The following is an 11,736-nucleotide window of genomic DNA, read 5'->3' as shown; positions in this document are numbered from 1 at the left end:
GAACCGGCCTTAGCGGGCCGGCTCCACCACAAAACGACCAGCTGAAGTATGGGCATGAACACTGCGATCATACATTGATTGTGCCCCTACCACCGGCACCATAAAATCACCGGCTGCGGTTACTTTTACCTGATAACGCAGTTCAACCATTTGTGGCCCGAACGTCGCATAATAAACCAGCCTGTCTTCCCTGATATCGACGTAATCGGCACGCCAGTGCCCTTGCTCTCTGGCAACAGAGCTGCGCACGACACTAAAACCCGCTGGCAGTAAATCAACCACTGCCACATTATTGTGCCAGCTGTTGTTGGTGCTGCGCAGGCGCAGCCTGACCGTTAGTTCTTCACCTTGCTGTGCCTGACTTACCACCTCACCTTTACTATTAAGATAGTCGCGCGCCACTTCCAGCTGCTCAGCCTTACTCGAGCTTGGCGGTGTTTTCGCAAAGCCGCTTTCACTCACGGCATAAAACAGCGCCGTGTCACTTTCAATGATCAGTTTTTCAGCGTCAGCAGCAAATGCCAGTCGGGGCAGACTACTGCGGTTATCTGCAGCATTTAATTGAGTGCGCTTACCGTCAGCAGTTTGCTGATAAAACGCAGGCATGGCTGTATTGCTGACATTATCCAGCTGCGCATAGGCCGACAGGGCCAGCACCGCATAGGCTGAGCCAATGGTATTGTACTGGTTATCAAACACCGGTTGCAGCAAACTAATAATTTGCTCGCCATCAAGTGCTTTAGCCTGTTCAGGAAAATGTCGGGCCAGCAAATAGACATATTGCGCGTCCAGACTTAACTGCGGCTGAAACGCCGGATTAGCAAAAGGCGGTAACGGATTGGCAATGCGCTGCAAATAGGCCTGCTGTATGGGTGACACTTTACCCAGACGGTAATCTCCTATTAAGCCGCGAGCTACTTCGGGCTGTTGTAACAACTGATAGCTGGCCGCCATGTAAATTGCCGTAATATCAGTTTGCCAGGCTTGCTGATGTTGCTTTTTCAGACGCTCATGCAGTTCAACCAGATAGTTGGTCGTTATTTCACCGCTGCGGGTCAGCAGGTAAATGGCATTGGCACGAAGTCTCGCCTGATACACATTACCGCCACTTTGCCGCGCCACTTGCTGCAAATAGCCCAGCCCCTGGCGGTACAAATAATCTGGTACAGCTAAGCCCTGCTCACGGGCGGCCATTAAAAAGTGCATCACATAAATACTGGGGAAGTCAGCGCTGTTATAACCACCGGGCCAGAAACTAAAGCCGCCATCGCTTTGCTGGCGTTCTGACAGTTTCTGGATCAATACCGCAAACTGCTGTTGTACCATTGGCAGGCGCGCCTGATAACCAGGCTGCTGCACCAGCCCCAGCCATGGGAACACCTGCGATACCACCTGCTCAGTACACCCATGCGGATAATTTGCCAGATAATCTGTAAAGCTTTCTGCCAGCACCAGCGGGTTAGTCGAGGCGGCGACGTTAAGGCTGGCAAATTCACTATAAAGCGGATAGCGGGTGGCCAGTGTTACCGGCGTTTTACGGGCATAACCGGCATTTAGCGTCGTGTGGTAATGACTGGCCGGGCGGATACTTAAACTCACCTCACGGCTTGACTCTTCCAGCAGCTCAGCTTGCTGGTAGCGGGCGCTGAAACGAAGCTCAACGGTGCCCGGAGTATTACCCGCTTTTAAGCGGAAGCGGGCACTTTGCTCACTGCCTTCGCTAATATTCAGTTGTTGCACAAGCGGGCTTAGCGCTGTTAAGCCCTCAGGCAAGGCCAGGCTAACCCTAATATCGGCATTAGCACCTGAGCCTTTAACGCCATTAGCCACCGAAATGTTGACCTCAAATTCATCGCCAGGGGCGGCGCTTTGCAATACTTCCGGCGTTAACACAAAGGGACCCCGCACCTGAATATCCGCACTTTCAGCGCCAAGCGCCGTATCACTGACCGCTACGGCCATTAGCTTTAAATTACCGCTGAAGCTGGCTGGTACCTGTACCTGCTGCTGTTGCAGCTTTGGCCCGGCTTTAACTAACCCTAACCAGAATACTCCCGGTTGCTCGGCCCGCCGGGCAAACGGATTCAGATTTTTATCCATCATCATCCTACTGCCCGTTACCATAATCCTCTCGGCATCTCCTCCGATGCCGGCAAGGTGGCGTTGTAACTTGCTAAACTCCGGTAAAACTAAGTCCAGCATTTGCATGCTGCGTACCTGCAGTGCCCGCTTCTGTAAAAAATGGCCAAGCGGGTCTGGCAGCTGATAATCAGCCACCTGCAAAATTCCCTCGTCCACGCCATAAATCAGCATATCGGCAGGCTGATTGGTCTGATAACTAACGCTAAATGGTTTACCTGGCCGCACTTCGGCTGGCGCCTGCAGGCTAATGCTTAGCTGACGACTGCTACGGTCGATATTAAAAGGAACCACGGCGTAACTTAACGGGCTGACAAACAACGCCTCGGAATCCGCAGCGCGGACAAAGCTGACATTAATATAGGCATTGCCCTCTAAGCCTTCTGGCAATTGAATGCGCTGGATGCTGCTGGTGTTATCAGTGCTAAACCAGCTAAACGCATGCACTTTATCGCTCTCTATACTGATTAGGCCACTACCGGTATAAGGCGCCGTAATATTCAGTTCTATCCACTGGCCGGCTTTATAATCGGCTTTGTCCAGCTTGACAGTTAACGCCGCATTTTTTTCCAGCATAGCAGCGATATTGCCGGCCCCCACTACGCTAAAGATCAGGCTGCCAAGCGCGTTACCACTGCTATCACTCAGTTGCAGTTCAAAATCACCTGCGGTATCAGTTGGTATAGGGTAATCGGTACCGTCCTCGCTGATGCTAAACGGGGTTTGACTAAGCGCAATATCCTGCACAATACTCTGGTACTGATAGGTGCCATCATCCTTTTTAACCAGACTGGTGACCGGACGTTTTTCAATTAACTGCAAATTCAGATCGTTTAACGTGACCTGGCTGAGCGCGCTATCAATAGCGATAAAATTAACGCTGCGCTGTTGCTGTTTTTTAAGATAACTTAAATCGCCATCCGCTTTTACCGCAACCACCTTATCTAAAGGCGATAGTAAGGTGCTTAGCCGGTGCTGGACACTGCGGCCACCGCCCGCATCAAACCCCTCAGTATTGACCACTAACTGATAGGTGCCGCCGCTATATTGCTCCAGCCCCAGCGCAAATGTTGCCTGACCGTCGGCATCGGTCTGCTGTTCATCCAGGGTGCGTTGCACCCGCTCTGCTTTCACATTTGCTTGTAGCGGGCTTAGCACCTGATAATCGGGGTACTGGGTAAAACTGAAACTGCGCGGGATCAGTTCCAGCCGGGCCTCAACGCTTCTTTGCTGTGCAGGCGTGCCAAATAAATTATCCAGCTGCACCTGCACCATTAAATCAGCGGGCTTTAACCAGCCTTGTTCTTTAATCGCGGCAGTGCCTTGCTGAAACCGGCTGCTGATCTTCATGGTATCGGGCTGAAACTCTTCTACTGAGAAACTTACCGAGCCCAGATGGCGCTGGGTATTGCCTTTACTATCAAGCAAACTGACATTGGCATGATAGTTACCGGTATCACTATGCGCCAGGGTGTCCAGACTAAAGCTGTGAATGCCACGATCACTCAGGTTAAAGTTCTGCTGCCAAAAGGTATTGCCACGAGGCCCCTGAACCTGAACTTTTAATGGCAGCTCTGCTGCGCCGGCAGTTAAATCGGCATGGCGGATAATCGCCGCCAGTTTTACCTGCTCGCCAGGCCGGTATATGCCTCTGTCGCTAAACAGATAAGCAGTTAAACTTTTGTTGTCCTGCGGGCTTTGGTACTGGCCGCTGGTATTGAATTTTGAGTAATCAAGCTGACGGCTGTAACGATCAAATGGAATAAAACTGGTATCCACTACGCCATTTCTGTTGCGATTAACCCGGTACACCACAGGCTGACGCTCACGATTAAAGCCGTCGGTTTTACCAAAGCTGACCGTGCCACGACCGTCAGTTTTGGCAGTAAATAATGGCACGCCGTTGCGGCCAAGCAATGCAACCTCGGCACCGGCTACCGGTTTGCCATCGGCCAGCGATAAGACAAACAGCTGCTGACTACTGTCGCTGTTATGTTTGACCAGCAGGCCTAAATCGGTTACCAGTACCAGCCTTTTATCCAGCTGCTGACCTTCGCGATCAGGCTCGGCCGGATCAAATTCGCTTAACTCAATAAAAAACAGGCCCATTCCAGCTTGCTTAAGGTAAGGCGTTAACGCCAATGCCTGGTAGCTGGCCTGTTTCGGCTCTGCATTGTTTACGGAATAAGTATGCTGCTGCAAACTGGTGATATTGCTTTGGTCAAACTGATAATGCTGAAAATAAGGCTGACTGATATCGCCGCCAGTCTGGGTAATTAAATGGTTCAGTTGTTCAGGTAACAACTTATGCAGTTTTACTCTGACACCCTTAACGCCCCGACTTAACAGTTGCAGTTTCTGCTCACCACTTAAGGTAAGCATGGCGCCCTCCCCGACAATTTTCGCCTCTTTCGGATAAACCGGCGCCCGCACCACGGCCCGGTATTCATTGGCCAGGGTAAAATCACTAACCGACTGCAATCCGGCAGGCACACTGACAAAAACATGCTGGCCCGGTGGTAAATCAAGCTTAATACTAAAGGCATTATCGTGGGCCAGTGCCGTTGGCATCAGTTCAAAACTGAGCGGGCTGGCTTGTTGTAAAACGGTACTGTTCACTTCGCCCGGCGCCCAATAATTTGAATTACGCCGTGGATGTTTGGGCAATACATACAGCTGTAATTTTGTGGCCAGCTCCGTGCGGTTAAGCCGGTCTGTAAAACTTAGCAACAGCACCTGCTCGGGTTGCTGCTGTGGGTTTCTGACAATCTCGGTATTCAAATCACTAACTTTTAAAAAGCTAGTGCGATCAGGCACCAGCAGCTGAGCTTTAGCAGCATTCGCCGTTTTACCCACGCCCCGCACGGCGTTAATACCGGCATCCAGTTGCAGGGTTAAGTACTGCTCACGCTCGGGTAAGTTGATATCGTCAGACTGCAGATAAAGCTCACGGCCACTTTCATCGGCACTTAAGCTAAATGGCAGGGGTTGTGGCCGGCTGCCAGTAGCCGCTTCGCCATCGGCTTGCATTACCATCGTCAGGTGTTGCTTAACACTTTCCAGCTTAACCGGATGGCTGAAGTTAAGGGTGGCAACCACGTTTCGCCGGGTGGGCTCGGTTGGGTTCTGATAAAATCGCAGCCGGTTAATTTCTGCTGATAACGGCTCGGTAGTAAACTTATAATGCTGGCGGGCTAACTCAATTTCCGGATTAAAAATGCGTTTTTCCAGCTTGACCGTATACTGCTGGTCAGCAGGCCAGGCCTGCTCTGGGGTAAAGCTCAGGATATTGTCATCCTGCCATAACCATTTACCCGGTACCGCTGGGCTGATAGCAACACCGTCACTCAATACTTCACCAATTAAGTCCAGCCGGGCGGCCGACAGCATGGGTGCCGGCATTGATGTTCTGGCCATCTCTTGCTCTGAGCTCAGCAAAGGGTCCTGCTCTGAACCCAGCACAGGCTCCAGCTCGGGCTCATGCTCCTGCTCCTGCGCCGGATTTACTGCACTGGCTAAATCATAACTAAATTTCAGCAGTAGCGGTGTCGGCTGCTCTGTATCATCCTGAGAATGGCCAATCTGGGGCGTTACCACCTCTGCCTTTACCTGCAACGGTTTGGGTAATTGCTGATAGTAATGATATCCCGCCACTATGGCTGTCAGCAGTACCAGAACCAGCAGGGTAATGCCCCAGAACCGCCAGGGATGGGTTCTCGCAAGCTGCTTTAATCTTAACAACCATTCAGGGGCTGACCACTGCACCGCACCGAATACAGACCGAAAAACATTTTTAGCAGATGAGCCGACAGCAGGCATAACCAATCCTTGTTAAAGCATGGCGTTTAAACCACCAGTAAAATTACAGAGAACACCGAGTATAACCGGCTAAAATTAATCACTGATGAACTATAGCAGTTTGCTGCACAGCGCAGAATAAACCGCTGGTAAAGAGTTGTTATAGTGATGAAATGCGATGTGATTGCTGGGATAGCAGCAACTGCTGTTGCTGCTTTTTTGAAAATTTAAGGCTGAAAAACAGCCGCTGCATCAGCCTTTCGACCGCTGCGGTTTTCTGACACTATTACTCTGCGTTTTGCCTGGCTTAGACTTAACGGCATTCGCATTGCTGCTGTTTGCCTTGCCTGCATTAGCCCAGTCAGAATTAACTGCAACAGGCTTTTTACCCGCTTTATTGGCGTGCTGGGTAGTTTTAGCAATGGCCTTAGCCGCCGGGTTTAAACCTGTGTGGCGACTCAGTGCCGGCTTGCCACCTTTTAGTGGTTTTCTAAATTGCTCGTCTTTGCCCTCTTCCGGCACCAGGCAGCCTTTGCTGCGGCCAATTAAATGACTCAGACCCATTTTAATTAGTGCTTCGCGAATTTGCGGCCAGCCTTTGGGGTCATGATAGCGCAGTATTGCCTTATGCAACCGGCGCTGCCGCTCGCCCTTAGGCACCGCAACCACTTCGTCATTGGCTTTGTTAATGTTTTTCAGCGAGTTCATTTCAGTGTGGTAAATGGTAGTCGCATTGGCCATGGGGCTTGGGTAAAAGTTTTGCACCTGATCCAGTTTAAAATCACGCTCTTTTAACCACAGCGCTAAATTCACCATATCCAGATCGGTGGTACCCGGATGGGCGGCAATAAAATACGGAATTAAATACTGCTCTTTGCCGGCTTCTTTACTGAAGCGATCGAACATTTCTTTAAACTTGTCATAAGCACCCATGCCCGGTTTCATCATCTTCGATAACGGGCCTTCTTCGGTATGCTCCGGCGCTATTTTTAAATAGCCACCAACATGATGCTGCACCAGCTCCCGCACGTAGTTCGGGTCTTCTACCGCTAAGTCATAGCGCACACCTGAGGCAATCAGTACTTTTTTAATGCCGGGTAAATTACGGGCCTCACGGTAAAGCTCAACCGTCGGACTTTGATCGGTGTCCATATGCTCGCATATAGTCGGGTACACACAACTAGGGCGGCGACAGGTTTGCTCGGCTTTTGGGTTTTTACAGTTTAAGCGATACATATTGGCGGTTGGGCCTCCTAAATCGGAGATAACGCCAGTAAAACCGGGTACTTTGTCGCGAATATCCTTGATCTCCTGCATTATCGACTCTTTCGAGCGGCTTTGAATAACGCGGCCTTCGTGTTCGGTAATCGAGCAGAACGAGCAGCCACCAAAGCAGCCGCGCATAATATTGACCGAGGTTTTAATCATCTCGTAAGCCGGGATCTTTTCTTTGCCATAAACCGGGTGTGGCACCCGCTGATAAGGCAGGCCAAACACTAAGTCCATCTCTTCGGTGCTAAGCGGAAATGCCGGTGGGTTTACCCACAAATGGCGGTCGCCATGGCGCTGCATAATGGCGCGGGCACAACCCGGATTGGTTTCCTGGTGTAAAATACGTGAGGCATGGGCATATAACGGCTTATTAACGCTTACCTGCTCAAACGCCGGCAGCTTAACGTAGGTTTGCTCCCACGGTTTTTGCCGCGCTGGCTGCACCATTATCGGCTTAGCCTCTACTTCAGCAGGTTTGCTTAAATCAATGCCGGCTTTGGCAAATTCAGAATAGCTGCTACAGCCAACATCATCGGCGCCGTAAGGGTTAGAAATCGGATCAATTTTGCCAATTTTATCAATGGCGGTGGAATCCACCCCGCGCCAGCCCGGTAACGGCTCTTTACGAATAACCGCGGTGCCGCGCACATCCTGAATTTCACTGACTGGTATGCCGCTGGCAATCCGGTACGCCACTTCAATTAACGGCCGTTCGGCATTACCATAAATTAAAATATCGGCCTTGGCGTCAAATATGACTGAGCGGCGAATTTTTTCCGACCAGTAATCATAGTGGGCAATGCGGCGCAAACTGGCCTCAATACCACCAATAATAACCGGCACATCTTTATAGGCTTCTTTGCAGCGCTGGGTATATACCGTAACGGCGCGGTCCGGCCGCTTGCCGCCAATATCACCGGCGGTATAGGCATCGTCATGGCGCAGCTTTTTATCGGCGGTGTAGCGGTTAATCATCGAGTCCATATTGCCGGCCGACACGCCATAAAACAGGTTCGGCTTACCCAGACGCATAAAGTCATCTTTGCTGTGCCAGTCAGGCTGGCAAATCAAGCCAACCCGGTAACCCTGCGCTTCTAACATCCGCCCTACTACCGCCATGCCAAAGCTGGGGTGATCAACATAGGCATCGCCGACGACCAGAATCACATCACAGCTGTCCCAGCCAAGTACATCCATTTCCTTACGCGACATCGGTAAAAACGGCGCCGTGCCATAGCACTCAGCCCAGTATTTTGGATAAGAGAATAAATCACGCTCAGGTGCCATCCGCGCTACAGGAGCAGATTTGCGGGAAACGGGAGTAGCAACAGTGGACATAAATTAAGCACCTGAGTGAAGCAAGGGCGCGTATTATACAAGGAGTAACGGGGAAAGGCGAATGGTGAGATTGAGGATTTACATTCACCGAAAAACCAATCCAGGTCAAGGCCTTATTGGCTGTAAAAGCTAAGGGCGCAATAATGCGCCCTTACTGATTCGGAAGTAGCATTGAGAAAGTACTATGCTGGGCTGATAGAAACGTCAATTCGACTAATCAGCCTCGACAAAATCGTCTTCGCTAGCTTTACCACTGTGCTTTTTGCGGTATTCTTCAAACGCCAAATCGGCCTTTTTATCGTTCTCTGGCCAATCTGCATCAATTTGATTAAGTATTTCCGTCGCAACAGCCCAACCTGTTACGTTGGGAGTAGTATCGTCCAGCCACTGGCTGCCGTCCCAGTACAAATAATCATAAGAGCCAAAGCCGGTAATATGTCGGACGGCCACGAGGTAAACGCCAGTATCGGTTGGAGTGCCATCATTCCACTTAACATTTATTTTGTGCTTAGCCATTATTTCTGATCCCTAAATGCTTCAGCCTTATCTATTAACCAACTCATATACTCAGGCTTTCGTGCTTGCTCGTGCGCATTATCAACTAAAAAATCAATTATATAGTAGGTATTTAAGCTGGTAGCGCCTTCTGTATAGATTAAAACACTATCACTAGTCGTGCCATGGCCCAATTTGATTGACTTTACTTTACCCAAAATATGGACGTGCATTAATCCAGCATTTTCTGCTGCTGGTGCTGGCCTGTGATAGGGCACTTCTTTGCCGAAATAGGGAATTCGTTCGCCTTGTTTGTGCCGTTTAAAATCAGAGATAAGCAAGTCGAGATCTTTATTATGCATCCGCTCCCGACTTAGCGCTTGTGTAACATAAACCTTAACATCCTTATTCAACAGACGTCTCCTTACTTAACTTCTACAAACTCAATTGGCTTTTTGCTGGTGTCGGCCTTTGAGCGCTCGAAGCTTTTTTTTACGCGCTCTATAGCGATCTCATGCGGTATAAAATTAGGACTTTTTCTGCCTTTTTGTTTGGCTTCAGTTTTCATTTGAGCTCCAATTTTTAAAAATCTGGCACAAGCCATGGCGAGCATTTTAAGAAGAATGCCGAATATTGCAACATATATGTTTATATATTGAAAATACAGGAATATGAAATGTTATTAAGAAGTTATTTATATCTGCGGAGTAAACACACGAACCAATATAAGTTTGCCGTGTGTATTTACCGAAAACTGAACTTGGCCAGCCGGTTATTTGCTGCAAAAGCAAAGGGCGCAAAGATGCGCCCTATGTTTTAGGTTTGCCAACTCGCTTATCAGCCGTTTTATAGGCTTTTTCATCTTCTCGCTTACCAATAGCTACTACAAACACGGTAACGATATCGTCTTTTACCTGATAGATAAGCCTATAGCCTGAGCTGCGCAACTTTATCTTGTAGCAAGCAGGCAAATCTCTTAAACGATTAGCCTCGATATGCGGCTGGATTAGTATTTCTGCCAGCTTCTTTTTAAACTGCAGCCGCAGCGTATCACCAAGCTTTTGCCACTCTTTATAAGCTCTTGGATCGAACTCCAGCTGGTAAGACATTAATTACAGCGAATCCAATGTAACTTTAATACCAGGCTGAGGATTTGCCAACCGGGCTTTAGCTAATTCAATCAGCTCTTGATCTTCATCAGTTAGCAAAACTGGTTTAAAAGGTAATTTTTGCTGTTCTGCAACATACTCAAGTGTTTGACGTAACAGCTCAGAGGGTGTAACACCTAACTGCTCTAATACAGCATAAGAGCGTTGCTTTAACTCGTCGTCAATTCGGATGTTTATAGTGCCCATTACATCAACCTCGCCGTAATTACAAACGTAGTTACATGATAAGCTCGTATAGTGATTTAAGCAATTGCACCAACAATAATCTTTAACCATTGGGGTTAACCATTGGGGTCAGATCCAATTGTTAACCATTGGGGTCAGATCCAATTGTTACCGGGGGCTATGTTAGCAATGCCATAACTACTCGTCAGCACGAAATATGCAATGTTTGGCAAAGTCTTTCGCTTCATTGGCGCTCCAGTCGCCTTTCGGTTTGTTTTCTAACTGCTCACACCATTTTTTCGAGCCTACTTCCGGGGCACAACCTGTCAGTAGTAAAGCGGTTGCCAGTACGATTAACACCGTAAATTTCATTACTATTCCTTTTAATGCTTAAATTGCTGATTACATTTGCCGAAAAGCCAAGCTTGGTCAAGCTTTTAGTATATCTAACAGCGCCGTTTTTACCGTGTTATAGCGGGCCGCCAGCTGACGATGGCGCGAGGTAACAAAGTAAAGTGGTTCGCTCACGCTATTGGGTGCTTTGTATTGCTTTACCCTGGCAGCATCAGCAAAGTGCTTCAGGGTGCTGCTGGGCAATACGGTAAAGCCCAGGCCTTTGCTAACCGGCAGTAAAATTTGTGATAGCTGGTTAATCCGGCCTGACTGACGAAATACGGCCGGATCGCAGTCGACTAAGGCGTTATCGCCGCAATGACTGAAATACAAATTCAGATAATGGCTGGCATCAGGGTGCTGGATCAGCCCCAGCGACATCAGCGTCGTAATAATATCGCCATTATCCTTAATACCTGCCGGTAACATTAACGCCAATGGCTCGGAACCGGCTTGCTGATAGCTAAAATTATCCTCATCTAGATGCTGCGTGCTGATGCCAAGGTCAATTGTTGATTGGCTAATGCCCTGAAAAATACTGCGCTGCGGCGTCACTTCAAGCTGAATAATCAACGCCGGATGCTGGCTTTGCAGCAGTAATAGCGCCGGATAAATGCGCTGTGCCAATGCCCCCGAGCAGGCAATAACGCATCGCCCTGCAAAAGGCGCATCAAATTTAAGGCTATCGAACAGCTGCTCTTCCCGTTGCTGCTGCGCCAGTGCGTATTGATATACCTGACGCCCTTGCTCAGTGAGCTCAATGCCCTTGCCTAATCGTACCACTAATGTGCTATCGCAGCTTTGTTCCAGCTTTTTTAAGTGCTGGCTTACCCCTGGCTGCGTCATAAAACGTAATTGTGCAGTACGGGTAAAACTACCGGTTTCAACTAGACTCACAAAGGTTTGCAACCACAATGGATTCAGCATCAATAAATTCATATTATCAATTTAATAAATAATCATAATT

At 48.9% G+C, this 11,736-nt stretch carries 9 protein-coding genes; all 9 read right to left on the bottom strand.

The window, feature by feature from the left end; all coding sequences use genetic code 11:
- Positions 1–9: 9 nt before the first annotated feature.
- The gene (locus B2X65_RS07130) at positions 10–5,958 is read right to left on the bottom strand and encodes an alpha-2-macroglobulin family protein (protein ID WP_290611563.1); all 5,949 of its coding nucleotides are present in this window, start codon (positions 5,956–5,958) and stop codon (positions 10–12) included.
- Positions 5,959–6,189: 231 nt separating this feature from the next.
- Positions 6,190–8,496 (bottom strand): YgiQ family radical SAM protein, encoded by a 2,307-nt coding sequence (locus B2X65_RS07125; RefSeq protein ID WP_290611684.1) that lies wholly within the window; start codon positions 8,494–8,496, stop codon positions 6,190–6,192.
- A 264-nt stretch (positions 8,497–8,760) separates the two neighbouring features.
- A complete protein-coding gene (locus B2X65_RS07120; protein WP_290611562.1) occupies positions 8,761–9,063 on the bottom strand; it encodes a hypothetical protein in 303 nt (100 codons plus the stop codon).
- The gene (locus B2X65_RS07115) at positions 9,063–9,455 is read right to left on the bottom strand and encodes a type II toxin-antitoxin system YafO family toxin (protein WP_290611561.1); all 393 of its coding nucleotides are present in this window, start codon (positions 9,453–9,455) and stop codon (positions 9,063–9,065) included. The genes B2X65_RS07120 and B2X65_RS07115 overlap by 1 nt, the downstream gene beginning before the upstream one ends.
- A gap of 11 nt (positions 9,456–9,466) precedes the next feature.
- Positions 9,467–9,610 carry a hypothetical protein gene (locus tag B2X65_RS07110; RefSeq protein WP_290611560.1) on the bottom strand — a complete coding sequence of 48 codons (144 nt, stop codon included), beginning with the start codon at positions 9,608–9,610 and terminating at the stop codon, positions 9,467–9,469.
- A gap of 241 nt (positions 9,611–9,851) precedes the next feature.
- The gene (locus B2X65_RS07105; protein WP_290611559.1) at positions 9,852–10,151 is read right to left on the bottom strand and encodes a type II toxin-antitoxin system RelE family toxin; all 300 of its coding nucleotides are present in this window, start codon (positions 10,149–10,151) and stop codon (positions 9,852–9,854) included.
- A gap of 3 nt (positions 10,152–10,154) precedes the next feature.
- The gene (locus B2X65_RS07100) at positions 10,155–10,397 is read right to left on the bottom strand and encodes a type II toxin-antitoxin system RelB/DinJ family antitoxin (protein ID WP_290611557.1); all 243 of its coding nucleotides are present in this window, start codon (positions 10,395–10,397) and stop codon (positions 10,155–10,157) included.
- Positions 10,398–10,574: 177 nt separating this feature from the next.
- Entirely contained in the window at positions 10,575–10,748 is a 174-nt protein-coding gene (locus tag B2X65_RS07095) for a DUF3012 domain-containing protein (protein ID WP_290611556.1), read from the bottom strand.
- 57 nt (positions 10,749–10,805) lie between these two features.
- Entirely contained in the window at positions 10,806–11,708 is a 903-nt protein-coding gene (locus B2X65_RS07090; protein ID WP_290611555.1) for a LysR family transcriptional regulator, read from the bottom strand.
- Positions 11,709–11,736 lie beyond the last annotated feature (28 nt).

The sequence above is a fragment of the Arsukibacterium sp. UBA3155 genome, assembly GCA_002364615.1.
Taxonomy (GTDB): Bacteria; Pseudomonadota; Gammaproteobacteria; order Enterobacterales; family Alteromonadaceae; genus Alishewanella.
This window is presented reverse-complemented; position numbering and strand designations above follow the sequence as displayed.

Coding starts and splice junctions, on each gene's coding strand:
- B2X65_RS07125 (WP_290611684.1), bottom strand. CDS start 8,496: ATGGCACCTGAGCGTGATTTATTCTCTTATCCAAAATACTGGGCTGAG.
- B2X65_RS07100 (WP_290611557.1), bottom strand. CDS start 10,397: ATGGGCACTATAAACATCCGAATTGACGACGAGTTAAAGCAACGCTCT.
- B2X65_RS07120 (WP_290611562.1), bottom strand. CDS start 9,063: ATGGCTAAGCACAAAATAAATGTTAAGTGGAATGATGGCACTCCAACC.
- B2X65_RS07110 (WP_290611560.1), bottom strand. CDS start 9,610: ATGAAAACTGAAGCCAAACAAAAAGGCAGAAAAAGTCCTAATTTTATA.
- B2X65_RS07095 (WP_290611556.1), bottom strand. CDS start 10,748: ATGAAATTTACGGTGTTAATCGTACTGGCAACCGCTTTACTACTGACA.
- B2X65_RS07130 (WP_290611563.1), bottom strand. CDS start 5,958: ATGCCTGCTGTCGGCTCATCTGCTAAAAATGTTTTTCGGTCTGTATTC.
- B2X65_RS07090 (WP_290611555.1), bottom strand. CDS start 11,708: ATGAATTTATTGATGCTGAATCCATTGTGGTTGCAAACCTTTGTGAGT.
- B2X65_RS07105 (WP_290611559.1), bottom strand. CDS start 10,151: ATGTCTTACCAGCTGGAGTTCGATCCAAGAGCTTATAAAGAGTGGCAA.